General features: G+C 61.9%; 12 protein-coding genes. 4 read left to right on the top strand and 8 right to left on the bottom strand.

All coding sequences use genetic code 11. The features are described 5' to 3' along the window. Nucleotides 1-47 precede the first annotated feature (47 nt). The 5 genes from QUG01_RS01365 to QUG01_RS01385 form a co-directional block, all read right to left on the bottom strand. Nucleotides 48-1,112 carry an RNA methyltransferase gene (locus QUG01_RS01365; protein WP_500828544.1) on the bottom strand — a complete coding sequence of 355 codons (1,065 nt, stop codon included), beginning with the start codon at nt 1,110-1,112 and terminating at the stop codon, nt 48-50. Between the two features lie 175 nt (nt 1,113-1,287). Further along, nucleotides 1,288-2,514 carry an MFS transporter gene (locus QUG01_RS01370; protein ID WP_500828545.1) on the bottom strand — a complete coding sequence of 409 codons (1,227 nt, stop codon included), beginning with the start codon at nt 2,512-2,514 and terminating at the stop codon, nt 1,288-1,290. Next, on the bottom strand, nt 2,504-2,950 hold the full coding sequence (locus QUG01_RS01375) for a MarR family winged helix-turn-helix transcriptional regulator (protein ID WP_500828546.1): 447 nt from the start codon (nt 2,948-2,950) through the stop codon (nt 2,504-2,506). The genes QUG01_RS01370 and QUG01_RS01375 overlap by 11 nt, the downstream gene beginning before the upstream one ends. A 224-nt stretch (nt 2,951-3,174) precedes the next feature. Next, nucleotides 3,175-3,828, bottom strand: coding sequence for a hypothetical protein (locus QUG01_RS01380; RefSeq protein WP_500828547.1), 654 nt, complete (start codon nt 3,826-3,828; stop codon nt 3,175-3,177). 124 nt (nt 3,829-3,952) lie between these two features. Continuing rightward, nucleotides 3,953-4,471: a hypothetical protein gene (locus QUG01_RS01385; protein WP_500828548.1), complete on the bottom strand. Its 519-nt coding sequence runs from the start codon at nt 4,469-4,471 to the stop codon at nt 3,953-3,955. A gap of 416 nt (nt 4,472-4,887) precedes the next feature. Here QUG01_RS01385 and QUG01_RS01390 point away from each other — a divergent pair, with 416 nt between their 5' ends. Then, nucleotides 4,888-6,186: a CitMHS family transporter gene (locus QUG01_RS01390; RefSeq protein WP_500828549.1), complete on the top strand. Its 1,299-nt coding sequence runs from the start codon at nt 4,888-4,890 to the stop codon at nt 6,184-6,186. Nucleotides 6,187-6,266: 80 nt separating this feature from the next. On the opposite strand, the gene QUG01_RS01395 is transcribed toward QUG01_RS01390, so the two are convergent. Continuing rightward, a complete protein-coding gene (locus QUG01_RS01395) occupies nt 6,267-10,508 on the bottom strand; it encodes a hypothetical protein (protein ID WP_500828550.1) in 4,242 nt (1,413 codons plus the stop codon). A gap of 437 nt (nt 10,509-10,945) precedes the next feature. On the opposite strand from QUG01_RS01395, the gene QUG01_RS01400 reads away from it, so the two are divergent. Continuing rightward, nucleotides 10,946-12,163: a glycerophosphodiester phosphodiesterase gene (locus QUG01_RS01400; RefSeq protein ID WP_500828551.1), complete on the top strand. Its 1,218-nt coding sequence runs from the start codon at nt 10,946-10,948 to the stop codon at nt 12,161-12,163. A gap of 42 nt (nt 12,164-12,205) precedes the next feature. Here QUG01_RS01400 and QUG01_RS01405 read toward each other — a convergent pair whose 3' ends face one another. Together QUG01_RS01405 and QUG01_RS01410 are read right to left on the bottom strand one after the other, a co-directional pair. Further along, nucleotides 12,206-13,042 (bottom strand): alpha/beta hydrolase, encoded by an 837-nt coding sequence (locus QUG01_RS01405; protein ID WP_500828552.1) that lies wholly within the window; start codon nt 13,040-13,042, stop codon nt 12,206-12,208. A gap of 27 nt (nt 13,043-13,069) precedes the next feature. Beyond that, nucleotides 13,070-13,588 carry an acylphosphatase gene (locus QUG01_RS01410; RefSeq protein WP_500828553.1) on the bottom strand — a complete coding sequence of 173 codons (519 nt, stop codon included), beginning with the start codon at nt 13,586-13,588 and terminating at the stop codon, nt 13,070-13,072. Nucleotides 13,589-13,778: 190 nt separating this feature from the next. Here QUG01_RS01410 and QUG01_RS01415 point away from each other — a divergent pair, with 190 nt between their 5' ends. Beyond that, a complete protein-coding gene (locus QUG01_RS01415) occupies nt 13,779-14,264 on the top strand; it encodes a GNAT family N-acetyltransferase (RefSeq protein WP_500828554.1) in 486 nt (161 codons plus the stop codon). Nucleotides 14,265-14,391: 127 nt separating this feature from the next. After that, complete coding sequence (locus QUG01_RS01420; protein WP_500828555.1) at nt 14,392-15,987, top strand: hypothetical protein; 1,596 nt, start codon at nt 14,392-14,394, stop codon at nt 15,985-15,987. Nucleotides 15,988-15,999 lie beyond the last annotated feature (12 nt).

The raw sequence follows: 15,999 nt of genomic DNA on the forward strand, positions 1-15,999 counted from the left end.
GCGGTCGGTTGAATCTGCCCCGGCCATCTGGCCGGGGTTTTTTTCGTTCAGCGGGTGCCCTTGGTCTGCCGCCGCCCGGTTTGGCGCCGCAGCCGGCTGACATCGATGATCCCTGCGGCCCGCGCGCGCAACTGGCCGCAGCCGCCATCCACATCCTGGCCGGCGGAGTCCCGCACCTTGGTCAGCACGCCGTTATCGTGCAGATAACGCTTGATCGCCTGCACGCGTTCGTTGGACGGGCGCTGGAAGCTGTCGCCCTCCACGCTGTTGTAGGGAATGATGTTGAGCACGCCGTACTTGCCCTTCAGCAGGCGCGCTGCGGCGTCCAATTCTGCCTGGCTGTCGTTTACGCCGGCCAGCAGCGTCCACTGATACTGAATGGGATAGCCCGCCTGGCGGGTGTAGGCTTCGCCCAGCTCGACCAACTCCGCCGGATCGATGCGCGGCGCGCGCGGCAGCAGCTGCGCGCGCAAGTCGGCGCGGGTGGTGTGCAGGGATAGCGCCAGCGCCGGCTTGACCGGCAGCTGCGGCAGGCGTTCGAAGACGCGCGGATCGCCCACGGTGGAGAACACCAGGTTTTTGTGGCCGATATTACCATCGGTGCCCAGCCACTGGATGGCCTCCAGCACATTGTCCAGATTGTGCGCCGGTTCGCCCATGCCCATGAATACCACTTTTTTCACGGGACGGATGCGGCGGGCGAGGGCGACCTGGGCGGCGATCTCCGCGCTGCCCAGCTGGCGCAGCAGCCCGCTTTTGCCGGTCATGCAGAAGGTGCAGCCTACCGCGCACCCCACCTGGCTGGACACGCACAAGCCGTCGCGCGGCAGCAAGACGCTCTCCACCAATTGGCCATCGTTCAACTCCACCAAGAGCCGCAACGATCCATCTTCCGCCGTATGCTGCGAGCGGATGCGCGCCAAACCTTCCACCTGCGCGGCAATCGGCGGCAGGCCGTTGCGGACGGACAAGGGGAAATAGTCCTCGCTTTTCTGATGGCGAGTGCCGGCATCGAGCGGCTGGCCCTTGAGCCAGGCGCGGTTGATGCGGCCGATGTGGCAGGAGCGGGCGCCGATAGCGGCGAGAGCTTGGTGGAATTCCTGGATACGCATGCGCTGCTTTGGATACGGTTGCTGCGCGCGGATATTTCCGCGCGCAATGATTCAAGCCGCGTAGAGTACCGCAAGATGAGGATAAACGGGTGGGTTTCGCGCGCCTGCGGCGATGCGGCGCGATAAGCGAGAACCCGCTCCGTCGAAGCGGAGCGGGTGGGGCGTTTGTGACAGATCAGGCGCGGGCGGTTGCCTCTTGCAGGGCTTCGGCAGGCTGGATCAGCAGCCGATTGGCGAAGAAGCAGATCAGCGCCAGGATCAAGTAGACGCCCAACAGAGCCGGCGCAGTGTGGACAGACAGCAGGCTCAGCAGGAAGGAGGTGGCGCTGGTCATCAGGATATTGATCAGGAACATCAGCGCGGTGGCGGTGCCGGCGATATGGCGGAACAGGGAAAGTCCGCGCCCCATCGACATTGGGAACAGCATGCCTTGGCTGAAAAACATCAGCGCGCTGATGGCGCACAGCAGCGGCAGGCTGTCCGGCCAGATATGGGACAACACCAGCCCGAGCAGCGTCACGGCCAGCAGCAGCTGTGTCATCCTTTGCTGCAGGCGGGCTACCGGATAGCGTCCGACCAGGTAGCGGCAAACAAAAGTGGCCAGCAGAAACACGCAACCCAAGCCAAACGCGATATGGCCGAAGACGAGGGGAGAGTGGTGCCAGCCCGATTGGATGATGAACGGCCCCACGGTGTTGAAGGCGATGCTCATCGAGTAGATGGCGCCCATCAGCACCACCATGCCGATGAACTGGCGGTGGCGCATTACTTCGCCCAGGTTGCGGCGTATGGTAGGCACATTCAGCGGATGGCGGCGGAAGTGTGTTTCCGGCACAAAGCAGGCCACCAGCAGCCCCATCAGCGCCATCGATCCGGCGAAGAACACGAAGCAAGCCTGCCAGCCGGCGTAAACTTGCAGATAAGCGCCCAGCACGGGCCCGATGATAGGACCGAGACCGAACATGCTGCCGCTGATTACCCCCATCTTCACCAGTTCCTGCGGCGCCAGCACGTCTGGATACACCGAGCGCGCCACCACGGAAATCGTGCCCACCATCAAGCCTTGCAGCAAGCGGGTAGCCAGCAGCGCAGGCAAGGTGGGCAGCCATAATGGCAACAAGCTGATCAGCACGAAGCCGGCCAGGCCGCCCAGCAGCAGCTTGCGCCGCCCCCAGGCATCGGTCAGGAAGCCGGAAAAGAAATTACCCAGCGCATATCCCAGTAGATACAAGCTGATCAGATTCTTGATGGCGCTGTCCGACTCTCCCAGCATCGTCGCCATGGCCGGGAGCGATGGCGAGACCAAATCCACCGCCATGCCGAACAGCGGCATCAGCAGCAGTAACACGGCCAGCAGCCGGCGCAGTTGTTTGGGCGGTATGGCGTGAGCGTCATTTGTCATGGTCTGTGTCTTCCTGGGTTTGCAACAGATTGGTTTGCATTCTTTGCAGCATGGTCTGCATTTTTTGTTGTTCTTCCAGGCTGAACCCCTGGAACAGTTGTTGATCCACGCTATCCACCGCGGCGAGCAGCCCCGGCATCAGTTTGTCGCGGCAGTGTTCGGTCATCTCGACGAACATGCAGCGGCGGTTGGCTGCCCAGGGACGGCGCCGGATATAGCCGTCCTTTTCCAGTCCCTCCAGCGTCCTGGCCAACTGGCCCGGGTCCATGTCCAGCCGACCGAGCAGGTTTTTCTGCGTGCAGTCGCCGGATTGATGCAGCATCAGCAGGATCTGCCGCTGCGAGCGGGTGATGCCTGTGCCATGCAGCCGGCTGTCCAGCAAACGCCGTTTAAGGTTGACGATATGCGCCAGCGCGTGGCCAAGAAAATTCAGCATAGGGTTTCTTTGGTTGACTATGTCAATAATTGTATTGATCAACATATGACAAAGTCAAGTATTTGCGCGGCGCGCTGCAAGCAAAGCATGCGAGGGGAAGGTCGTTCAGCGAAGGGCTAAGGTGTGGGCGCTTTTGCAGCCAGAAGATAGGATTGGTGAAAAGACGGCAGTCTAGAGGCTGTTCGCAACAGACTGCCGGCAGGCAAAGCGCTTGATTGGCAGGCTTAGCGCTCGCGCGGGCCTTGCTGCTGAACGAACACCGCCAGATCGCCGGCGTCTTTGGTGACAAAGGTGGCCGGAATGTGGAATGGCTTATCGGTAGCCACATTAGTGCCGCTGATGGTGACGGTTGCACCGTCTTGCAGCGGATTGATGCGTTCGCCGCCGGTGACGGAAACCGTCCAGGTTCCGCTTGGCAGCAAGCCGGCAAAAGTGGCGATGGCTTTGCCGTTTTCGATCAGCGGGATGAACAGTGGCTCGCATGGCGGGATGAAGACGTTCACCGCGACATCGGACAAGTGGATGCTATAGATGATATCCGCGTGGGCTTCCTGTTCCGCGCCAGGAGTAAACGGTCCGAAGTGGGTGGTTCGGCCAAACTGCGGCTGCGCGCCGCCTTTGGTGCAAGTCAACCAAGTGGTGGTGAATTCCTTGCCCTCCTGATCCAGGCCCACCGCATAGTATTTGACCCCGGCGTGCACGCCGCTATTTTGCGCCTCGCCCGAGGTCAGGTCCAAGTTGTAGAACACGTTCATCCCCAAGGTGCCTACGGCATAGGTGCCGGCGCCGCTGACAAACACCGGGGGCACGATGATGGGCGAGTCGGGGATATAAGGAAATACGCGAACGTTTTTGACCGGAGTCGGGATGGGAGTCATGGAATTCTCCTGAAGGATGGGGAATTGCGGGAAAGGCCGCGTCATGCTCACCAAACTTAGGTTAAAAAATTCCAGCCGCTCCAATCCCAAAGATCAGTTACCCGTCTTTCGGTCAGGCCTGCGCTTATTTTTTCAACTTGCCATTCACCTGCGCCAGCGCCGCCGTCCAGACATTGCGCACGGATTGGCTGGCGTTGTCGCTGCAACGTTCCAGCATGCGGCGGAAATGCTCGGCGTCATGCTCCTCAGCCTGCTTGTTCACCGTTTCCTTGTGGCCATTCTTGACCACTTGGTGTTCTACGGTCTTGATCTGAACCGCGCAGTATTTGTCGCCGGCTGCCAGCGCAAACGGCGCGGCAAGACTCAATGCAAGGGATAAGGCAAAGACTTTAGGCATGGCATGACTTTCCCCCGGCGCAGCCGGGCTTGATGCGATGTGTCGTTGAAATAAGACGGAAAATGAAAACCCAATGGCATTATTGATTGGCGTTGAGTGGTCATTTACGAGCGGCGCCATTCTATTCCAGCCAGAGGAGATGCCAAGTAAATAGGCATTAAGGTGTTTGACGACAGGTTTTTTTTGTTTACAAGCCTGCTGGATTCGAACCGCGGCGGCGCGTAGACGGAAACCCCATTCATGCATCTAGTGCGTTTGTTCTAATTGGATTTCCATGCCCGCTCAGCGGGCCGGACGGACATCGTTGGCGCACGCGCATGTTGTTTACAAATCTATCCATTGGGGTAAATGCGTGGTGAAGAGAGAAAAACAATTTCGCTTTTCTCCAGATAAAAATGATGAAGAAAACTGGCCGTCTTGGTGGGCAAGAAGCAATCCATCCGCTTATGGACAATGACTTTTTTTCGCATGTAGTCTTGTTGTTTCAGGCTTCAGAATGGGCTGCCAGAGGGAAGGGCGCCCATGATCAATGAGGCCGTCTCGGATACAAGAAGAGCCTTCACGCCGCTAATCAATCCCCTAAGTTGCGCCTCCTTGCCGTACGACGAGTACGGTCTGCGTCGGCGTGCCTTGGCTCAGGGATGCCCCCTCTGGAGGAGAACATGCTTACCCTAGCAGGACTGGCCATCATCATTACCGTTGTATCGCTGTTGATCTTCCGCAAACTGGCCCCCGTGGTCTGCTTGACGCTGGTGCCGTTTCTCGGCGCCTTGCTGGCGGGCTTTGGCTTTTCGGATATCGGCAAGTTTTATGGCGCGGGGCTGAACTCGGTTGCCCAGGTGGCGACGATGTTCATCTTCGCCATCACTTTTTTTGGCGTGATGCAGGACACCGGCGTATTTCGCCCCATCGTCAATGGCATGGTGAGGCTGTCGCGCGGCAATCCCGTTGCCGTGGCCGTCTGCACTGCCGTAGTGGGCATGCTGGCGCATCTGGACGGGGTGGGCGCGACCACCTTCCTGTTGACCGTGCCCACCTTGCTGCCGCTTTACCGCCGCCTGGGCATGAATCCCTACCTGATGATGCTGTTGCTGGCGCTTGGCGCCGGCATTCTCAATATGATGCCCTGGGCCGGCCCGCTCGGCCGCGCGGCGGCGGTGACGGATTTGGACCCTGCCAAGCTGTGGCAGCCCCTGATCCCGCTGCAATTGATAGGCGCGGCGCTGCTGGTGTCGCTGGCTTTTGCGCTGGGCATGCTGGAGGCGCGTCGGCTGCGCAAACAAGGCGTACAGGCCGGCAGCGGCATGGACCCGCAGGAGGGCGCCATCGATATGCCGCATGCGCCGCAGCGTTTCATGATCAATGTCGCGCTGTTTCTGACCGTGATCGGCACGCTGATTTCCGGCATCCTGCCGTCGGGCTATGTATTCATGATTGGCCTGGGCGTGGCGCTGTTGATCAATTATCCAAACGTGGACGAGCAGCTTGAGCGCATCCGCGCCCACGCCCCCAACGCGCTGCTGATGGGCGCCATCATTCTGGGGGCCGGGTCTTTTCTGGGCGTGCTGAACGGCAGCGGCATGCTCAAAGCCATTGCGGCAGACCTGGTGCGCGTGCTGCCGGACGGCGCGGCGCCGCATCTGCACCTGATTTTAGGTGTATTCGGCTTGCCGCTGGATCTGGTATTGAGCACCGATGCCTATTATTTCGCCCTTTTGCCGGTGATTCTGGAAATCGTCTCCGCCTATGGCGTGGAAGCCACCACCGCCGTCTATGCCTTGCAGATCGGCAATGTGATCGGCACTTTTGTCAGCCCGTTTTCACCCGCGCTGTGGTTGGGATTGGGCCTGGCCGGGCTGGATATGGGGCGGCACATCCGCTACTCGCTGCTGACGATGTGGTCGTTCTCGCTGGTGCTGATGGGGTGCGGGGGTTGGCTGGGGCTGATCGAAATGGGATAAACTGCTGACGGCAAGCCGCCGCGCTCCGGCCTGGCCTGGCTGAGGCGGCGACGGCTCCAGCCGAGGCCGCCGCTGTCGGCTTACATCGACGCCGCCGGCTGGAAGCGCACGGCGTTTTTCAAGGATTGTTCAACCTTCTCGCGTATCTGCAGCGCCAAGGCCTTGTCCACTCCGGCCTGGAGGAATGCTTCTGAATCGGCATCCAACCTGAACGCCGGCGCATCATCGGGCGCGGCATGAAGCAAGGCCTGGTCGAATCGCAGGCCAATCTCCGCCTCCGTGCAGTCCGCGAACCCAGGCTCGGCCTGCAGGTCCTGCGCCAGGCGGGCGAGCTTGGCGTCCAGCGCCTGCTGCGCCAGAGACTGCAGCGCTTCCGGCTGAATATCCTGGCGCGGGATGATGGACACCTGCTGTTCTTTGACGCGGCGGGCGAGCGTATCGCGCGCCTTTTGCAAGGCTTGGCCGAGAATCTCGTCGTTCAGCTCCTTCTGCACGGCCCGGTCAAGGCCAGGCATCAGCCACGATGTCAGCGTTGACCACAGGCTATGCGTGCCGAGCGCGGCTGAGGCCGCCATCGCGCAGGCCGCGATGATGCCGGCCGCCGCCCAGCCCAAGGGCCCCGCCGCCAGCAGCCCCAGCAGGGCGCCGGCTGCAAGCGGCGCCGCCACCGCGGCCGCCACCAGCAGCGCCTTTTGGCCGATGCTGGCATGTTTCCAGGTTAGCGATACCTCCTTCAGCGCCCGCTCCATCGGCCCCAGTTTGCCGGCCTGGGCGATGTCGCGGCCAATGGTGCCCGCGTTGCGGAGGGCTTCGCGCTGCATCGCGTAGCTGGCCATGGACTTGAGGCGATCGCCGATGCTGGCTTCCGATCCCAATCCCATGCCGTTTAGCACCGCGTTGACTGCGACGTTGATATTCCGGTGTTCCGCCACCTTGTCAGCGATGCCTTTTTCCACCTGGGTTTGCGCGGCGCCGCCCATGAACTGCAGCATGGCGGTGGCGATGCCGGCGCCTACGCCTGTTCCTAGCAAAGTCGCGCCGACACCGCCGGCCAGCACGCCGCCGATATTCTGGCTCAGCACGCCCTTGACGCCGCCCACGGCATACGGCGCCCAGTCAGCCATGCTGAGCAGGGCGATCAGCGCCGGCGGCAGGGTCTGGCCTTCCTCTATGCCCACCAAGGCCTCGCGCTTGCCGAACAGGGCGTCCTGCATCACGCTGTCCATCGTTCCGCGCTGCCAGGCGGTGTTGAACATGTCGCCAAGGAAGGCCGCCTTACCGGTGGCGGTCAGCGCGTGATAGACGTGATTGAGGTTGCTGGATAGATGGGCCAGTTCTTGCGGATAGGCGCTGGCCCAGGCCAGCAGCTGGCGCGGGGTAAAGCCCAGTTCCTCCAAGGCTTGCTTGGGGTCGCTTGGCAACTTCGCCAGGCAGTTGAGCATGTCCTGCCTGGCCTCGGACATGCTTTTTCCGGTCAGCGCCAGTTGATGCTGCAGCAGCAAATCGCGTGGTTTGTCCAATTGCTCGCCCGCCAGGCTGGCCACACTGTCGCCCATCATCGAGGCCAGCCAGCTGCTCCAGTACACATCCTTGGGATAGCCGCCGCCTCCGGCGCTGTTGGCGCGGCGTTCCTCCTGTTGCAAGCTGAGCAGGGCGAGCCGGAACTGCGCGCTCCGGTGGGTGATTTCCCGCTGCGCGCTGTCCAGCTTTTGCTGCAGGTTCTGGTATTTGATGGCCGCGGCCGCTTGCGGGTTTTCCTGGATGATGTCCTGAATGCGCTTGCCGCCTTGCGGGTCATAGGCGTAATGCAAGATGCTGGCCGCCTCATCCAGATTCTGCTGCAAATCGGCGCGCAAGCGGCTCAGGTTGGCGGTGGCCTGGATAGTGTCTTTGATGGCCTGGCTACGCAGCTGATAAATTTTCAGATTGATGCCGGCCAGCTCCCCGGCAAAGGGCTGGGTTTCCGCCGCCAGCCGGCTTTCCCATTTGGGCGACTCGCTTTTTTGCAGCTGGCTGGCGCGCTGCAGCCTATCCACATCCGCCAAGGGCGCGGCGGCGTCCAGTACCGCCGCGAACATTTGGCTTTCCGCGCGAACATGCTCCAGCGCCTTGGCCAGCGTCGCCGGAATGCTGGCGTCGCCGTCCTTGGGCAGGCCGCTTAGCAATTGAGCCAATTGCGCCAGCTTGTCCTCATAGGCCTGCAGCAATTGAGCGCGCTGCTTGAAAAACGCCAGATGCTCATCGGGATGCGCCTTGAACTGCGGCAACAGCTTTTGTTGCTCGACCGCAGCGTTGAAAGTCAGTTGGGGCAGGGCGCGATGCGCGGCTTGATGCTCAAGCTGGTGTTGCAGTTGCAGGCATTGCCGCGCCGCCGCTTGCAGTTGGCCGCGCGTCGCGCTGTCCAAGGTGGCATAAGCCTGCAAGGCTTCTGCGTCGACCTGGGTGTCTTCGGCGATAAAATCTTCGGGATTCAGCTGCAAACCATCGTGGCCGACGGTGGCGACGCCGCTGCGCGCCAGCAGGAACAATACGCCATCCAGGGTGGTTTCGCTGTCGTCTACCATGGTCAGGTCGTCCAGCCCGCTGATGTCGATGGACGCTTCCAGCCCGCTGCGCGCCTTCTCCGCATGCTTTTGCGCAGACGCGGCAGGATCGCGCCAGCGCATCAGGCAGAACCGTTCCAGCGCCGTCACCTGGATATTGCGCTGAGCGGCTGCGGTTTTGTATTCGCCGGACGCCGTGATCGCCTCTTGCTCCTTGCGCAGAGACTGCGCGGCCGCTTTGCCAGCGTCATTCAGCAGATGAAGGAAGCACAGCTTGTCATCCCGAGTTTGCAGCAGCTTGGCGCGCTGCTCGCCGAGTTGGGCGTAGCTGCCGGGATCGATGACAAAACCTTCCGCCTGCGGCAGCGGCGCCGGGTCTGGCCGGGCCTGGCTCAGGCCGGGATAAAAAGCGTCCAGCAGAAGCAGCGCGGTGTCCAGCTTGGGCGGCGGCGCGCCGTTCAGCATCAGTTTGGCAAGCGCATCGCTCAAGCTTTGCGGGGTGACCGGCAGCCGCTCGCCAAGCGCGTTTTGCAACTGAGCCAGCCAGAGCTTGTCCTGCGCGCTGAAGGTCTTGCCGGATAGCGCGGATCGGGACGCGATTTGCTTGGCCGCCGCTTCCATCCGCATGCGCCATTTGCCGCGCGCGCCCTCCGGCGCTTCCGCCTTACTCAGTGTTTGCAGATGGGCGCGTAGCTCGCCCAATTGCGTTTCCATATGGCGCGCGCTGCCCGCCAGCTCTCGCACCGCCTCTTGCCCTGCGGGCTGGCCGTCGAGGGACGCGCATTCTTGGCGCAGCGCTTCCAGCATGCCAGCCGCTTCAGATAGCGCGTTTTCCGCTTGCTTGACGCTGTCCTGCATCTCCGCGGCAGACGCCTCCAGCGAGCGGGAACGCTCCTGCGCATGGGCGAACAGGCCGGGCAGGGCGCTCAGCGCGGCATTCAAACGGGAGGCGGTGTCCGCCAGCGTTTTATACGTCGGGTCCGGCGAGCCGCCTACCAGCATGTCCTTGGCGCGGCCCAGCCAGTTGAACGGGTAACGCTGCATTTGCGGCAGCTTGCCGATGTCCAGCGGCGGCGGCAGCAAGGGCGCCAACTGGATGTCCTGCCATGGCGCGGCGGCGGGCTGTTCGATCAGCAGGCGGTCCGGCACCAGCACAGGCCCAGACTGGCTGCCGGACGGCTTGCCGGAGGGCAGGTCGGCAAACGCGGCGCGCGCGGTTCGCCAGTCGGCGTCGCTGATATCTTGCATCGGCAGGCGCAGCAGGAGCTGATTGCCGGCAAACAGGGCCAGTTGCGGCCCGTGCGCCTCATCCTGCTGGAGCTGGCATGCCAGCGCGTCGGCCTGATGCGGCGGCGCTTCGGTTTTCATCCGGCAGACGGCCGCCAGCGGATGGGCGAAGGCGCTCAGGTTTTGCGGTTTCAACAGCGGCGTCTCGCGCAGATTCAATTGCGCCAGGGTGGGGCCGAAGGCATGGCTGCTGATGGCCTGATCGCCTATCCGGCAAATGAAGCATTGCGATTCCGCGTGGTAGTCGATGCGCAGCTGGGCCTGGTGCTCCTGCCTGGCCAGTTGGCGCAGCGCCGCCATGGCCTCCAGGGCGGCGGCGCTGTTGTCGCCGTGATGGACGATGGCTTGGCGCAGGGTTTCCGCCGCTTGCAGCTGTTCGTCCGGGAACAGCTGCCGGAAGCCGTCAGGCGGGCCGACGTGGCCGGCGCGATGGCTCTGGCCTTCGCTTGGGGCCAGGGCCTGAGAAGGGTTCAGGGGCAAGGATGCAAGCATGGAAGGTCTCCTTCTGGCGATGGCATGTCGATTGCGTCTGTCCGAGCGGATGCCGCGGAACATGAGGCGATTCTATGAAGCAGGCGCGGGCGGGCGGCTCAGGTGTTGACCTGAACCGGGAGAGCGGCTGCAGAAATCCGAAAGTTTTGCTGAATCAACGAATTCCATGCCGGAGGCGGCCAGCCTTGCGCGGCGGGCGGCGGGCAGACGGGTGCCGGAAACCGATAATTACCGGCGTTTTTCCAAAGTGGCGGTTTTCGCTCTGGCAGAGAATGCGGCCTCAATCGACATGCCGGGAGATGAATGGAAAGCCAAATGCCATACGTTGCCATGGCGGCTGGATGGCTTGGCGCCGCAGTCTCCCTCCGCAATCACGCAATATCATGCAAGGACCGCCCCATATGCTTAACCTTCCCGTTTCTCTCCATTCGACATCCATGATCCACAGCGGCGGCGTCGCGACCGGGCAAGACAAGCCATCGTTGACGCAGCTGGATGAAAGCGACAAGCAAACCATGCTGCAATCGCGCGGCTACAGCGAAATGCTCAAGGAACGCACCGGTCACCATTTGTTGTTGACCGCCCATCGCGGAACCGGCCCCACCAGCGTGTTCGGCTCCACGTTTCCGGAGCGCTATTTGCCGGAAAACAGCCTGGAGGCAATCAAGGCGGCCATCTTGCAGGGCGCGGACGCGATCGAAATCGATATTTTCAAGTCGCGCGATGGCCAGGTGATGGTGACGCACGACGATGAGATCTGGCGCAATGCGTTTCAGGCCGACCGCAGCGGCGCGACGCTGCCCGATGGGGAAAGCAAGGCGTCCTATCTGGTCGGCCAAAAAAGCGTGGAAGAGCTGAAAGCCATCCCGATTGGGCGCAATGGCGAAACCATGCCCACCTTGGCCGAGGTGATGACGCTGGTGAACGACGCCAACCAGACGCTGACGCAATACGGCAAGAACCCCATCATCCTGAACATCGAGCTGAAAGACGAAACGGCGGTCAATGAGCTGCTGAATCTGTTGCAGGATGCGGCGCAGGCCACGCCTCTGGACAACATCGTGTTTTGCTCGTTCAAGCACGAGGCGCTGAAAGAACTAAAACACCAGGCGGCGGAACGAGGCATGGGCGGCGTGAACATCGCGCCCGGCATCAAGACGGCGGACTTGTTCGGCAAGGACAATATGAATCCGGATTTTTCCTTGAAAGACCCGAAGGCGGGTTATCACGCCTTGGCGATGGATAATTTGCGCGCACTGGTGGAGGGCAATGACTTTCAGGGCTATGACGGCATCTTGTGGGATTTGCGCGAGCCCATCGTCGATCTGGCCGTTTCCGGCGGCAAAGCGATCCATGCCTCGACATCGGATTTCCGCCAGTATGGCGACAACCGCGATTTCACCCATGTGCTGCTGGAACTGAGCAAGCGCGTGGATACGTTTTTCAAGTGCGACAATGTGGACGATGCGCGAAAAGTATTGCTGGAGTCCAGCATCCTGCTGAACGGCGTGGGCATCCAGTTGATGTACAAACAAACGCCGGATGGCGAGGACTGCTTCTATTTCTACCGCCCGAATGATCAGCAGGATATCAGCCACATTCTGCAAACCGGCGCCAGCAAGCCCATCGCGTATTCCAAGCTGGCGCTGAAATAAGCCTGCGGCTGAGGCCAGAACGCGCTGCCCTCAAATGGCAGGCTACGTCAGGCCGGCCATTTGGCGGAGCGCATGCCGCCAGCGTTCCGGCGCGGCCTGGTAGCAATGGTCGTGATCGCCGCCCTCGATCAGTAACTGCTGTTTGGGCGCGGTGCTCAAGCCGTACAGGCGCTGGCCCAGCTCCACCGGAATGACCTCATCGGCCGTGCAATGGATGAACAGCTGCGGCATTTTCAAATCTTCTATCTTTTCCTTGGACAGGAATTTCTGCCGCAGCAGCTTGGGAAGCGGCAGCCAATCGGCTGTCCAGGCGAGCCCTACGTCCGCGGCCGAGGTGAAAGCGCCGTCGACCACCAGCCCATCCAGGCGCGGCGCATGGCCGGCCAGGTCGATGGCGACGGCGCTGCCCATGGAGTGGCCGTACAGCAAACGCCGAGTCGCCTGCGGCGTCAGTTCCAGAAAGCGCGTCCAAGCCAGCCGCGCATCGGTATAGACCGAGGTTTCGCTGGGCAGGCGCAGCGCGCTCTGGCCATAGCCGCGATAGTCTATGGCCATCACGGCGAAACCGGCCCGGCGCAGGCTGAGCATCAGCCCGATATCGGTGGACAGGGTGCTTTCATTGCCGTGCAGATACAGTACGGCCGGCGCCTTGGGCTTGTCCGCCGGCAACCACCATACATGGACGCGGCCGGCCCGCGTGCCGCCGCCGGCCGGCGCGTCCAGCCACTCTTCGGCATACGGCACGCCAAAGTCCTTGGGATTGACGCTGACCTGGCGCGAGGGCTGAAGGATCACCAGCCGCTGCGCCACCTGCCAGCCTATCCAGATCAGCGCCAGCAGGGCGGCGCCATACAGCATTTTGCGATAAGTGGGTTTCACCGGGTTTCTTTCCTGCTGCGCCGACGCTTAGCGAGCTTGGCAGCCAGGTTCCGCTTTTTTCCAGTCGTCCGGGTCCAGCGTGTGTTTGAGAATGGCGCAGTATTCCTGTTTCGCCTCTTTCTTGGAGATTTTCTTGTCGTCCTGGCGCAGCGTGAAGACAAGATTGTACGGCTTGGCGATATGCCGGCTGGTAGAGGTCCAGCCCGTCACGGTAAAGGTGCGCAGCGCCGGATCGAATGTCCCATCCCGAGTGGAGATCTTCACGTCAGCCGATTTGTCCGTGCCGCGTCGAATGCGCGCCAGGGCGTCCTGAACCCGCTTGTCCTTGCCTTGCAGGCTGAACTGCACGGTCTGCTCTTCCGTATTGCGCGCGGTTCCGGCCAGATTGTACTGGATCGCCTGCTTCAGGATCATGGCGCGAAAGCCCACCTGTTGCACCTTGCCGCTGGCGGTGCCGTCTATGGCTTGCGGGCTGGCGGCTTGGACTTGGACGGCCATGAACAGGGACAGCAGGGTGGGAACGATGAGGCGCGGCAAGGATGTCATGAGGAAATCTCCGGCGTGATGCCTGGCATGTCGCCTGGGCGGGTAGGGCGATTATATCTTGCCGCTTGGATGCCTGGATGGCTTGCGCGGCGGCACCGTGAACTCTTTTGCGGCACAAGGGTCCATCGAAGCCCGGTAGCCATGCAAGGTGGCTCCCATTCGTTCTTTAAACAATACAGAGAAGACCAAGATGCAACACGACATCCGTTTCCAGCCCGTCAATGAAGACAACTTTGAAGACATCATGGATCTGGAACTTCACCCGGAGCAAGAGGGCAATCTGGCAAGCAATGCCTACTCCGTGGCCCAGATGGCGTATTACGACAACTTCATCGGCTACGGCATTTACCTTGGGGAGGAGCCGGTCGGCTTCATCATGCACGCCGTGCTGCCGCAACTGGCGGATCCGCAGGAACTGGCGATCTACCGCTTCATGGTGGACAAACGCTACCAAGGCCAGGGCGTAGGCACGCGCGCGCTGCGCCAGCTGATCGAGCGTTTGCCGGACGACTTTCCCCGCGCCGAGCGCATCACCATCTGTTACCACTCGGACAAGCCCGATTTGCGCGCTTTCTACCAGAAGCTGGGCTTCGTGGAAGTGGGGTTCGATCCGGATTCGTTTGGCGAGGATGGCAGCGGACCGGGCGACAACGTAGCGGAAATCCGCCTGCGCTGATGCTGAACGGCAGGCATGGCGCCGGAGGTGTGCTGGTCTTTTCTGTACGGCCGCGCAGCTTGCGGCGCCATGCTCAATATTCCAATGAAATGGCCGATATGGTTCATCATGACAAAAGAAAACCGTGATGAACCTAACCGCACTCTTTGGCGCGCAAAACGGTCTGGGCCGGCTGCGCGCCATCTCTTTCTCCCCTAAGCTGGCCGACACACATGCTCCCCGCGCCGACACGCCGCCCTTGCTTGACAGCCAGGGCGTGCCAGTGGGCTCGCCCGAATCCCGCTTCGGCATGAGCCGGCAAAGCCTGCAGCTGCTCAAGGCCTACGATGTGCGCAACATCTCCGGGCGCGACTTGTATGACCTGGTGGACGTGCTGGCGGTCAATCATGATATCGATCCGGAACTGGCGGCCGACATACGCGGCAATATCGACGCCAACGGCTGGAAAACCGGCGCGGAACGCAACGCGCTACAAATGTATGACGACGCCCGCGATGCCGTGGTGGCTGCCGTCAAGTCCGGCAAGCAGCTCCCGCGCTTTGTCGATTCTTCGCTGCGTTATCAGGAAAAGCTGCTGAGCCTGTTCAAGCAGTTGGCCAGCTTGCATGACGCGCTGCAAAAGGATGAGCGCGTGGAAACCGCCGCGGAGGGCGGCGCCCGCCAGGCCGCCAATCTGATGCGGCTGGATCGCTGGATGGCCAGCGCCGATCGAAACCAGCAACAGGGCCTGCCTTTGCCGCCCGCCAGCAAGGACACCTATTTTTCCATCGCCGAGGTGATGGATAGCTTGGGCATAGCCGTCAATCCGTCGCATGAGGACCTGACGCCATCCGCCACGCTGGCGCGGGCGCGCGACGGCTACCACAAATGGCGCGAGCAGCATCCCGGCGAGACGCTGGCCATCGAATTGCAAATAGACAAGCCCGACGATGCGTCGGCCCAAACGGCCAACGCGCAGCCCGCCGCGCCGTTGCCGCAGGAGGACGTCCAGGCGCGCGCGCAGGACGCGCGCCAAGACAAGGCCAATTTATTGGCCCAAGCGCAGTACGGCATGCCTATCGCCATGCTGCAGTTGATAAAGAGCGTGGATTTCAACAAGGTTTCCGCCCAACAGCTCAAGCAGTACGCGGCTTTGTTGCGCGATTACGGGGTGATCAGCCAGGATGATGCGGATGCGCTGACGCCGTTTATCCGCAGCGGCGAGGGAAGCCCTGCCAGGTATTTTCGCGATGACCTGGCGGATGCCTCGCAGCAGGTGCAAGAGTCCATCGAGTCGCGCGACCCGGAGGTGAACAACCCGCAGGCCCTGGCGCGCCAAATGAACCGCAGCGCCAACGACAAGCAAGCCTTGACGCTGATCGGCCGCATGAGCCAATTGCACCAGCAGTTGCAGATGGATGACCGGGTGCAAGCCATCAGCGGAGACGGGCTGCGCCAGGCCGAAGATTTGGCCGCCTTCCAGCGATGGGCCCAGACGGAGCAAAAGCCTGTCAATCGCCCCGACGATGCAGCGCCGGAGTTCAGCAGCAAAGACCAAGCGGAAGGCATTCTCCGCGTGCTGCGGCGCATGGGCGTGGCCTTGACGCCGCTGCAGGGCAACCCCGGAGCCAGCGCCCGTCTGGAATCGGCCTGGAAAGACTACCAGGCCTGGCGCAAGCAGAATCCCGCCGCCCAGCCGGCCATGCCGCTTACGCCGTCCGCCAGGCTGGATGCTTATGCCTGAGGGCGTCAACAT

Source organism: Chromobacterium sp. CCUG 76385 (assembly GCF_059916625.1).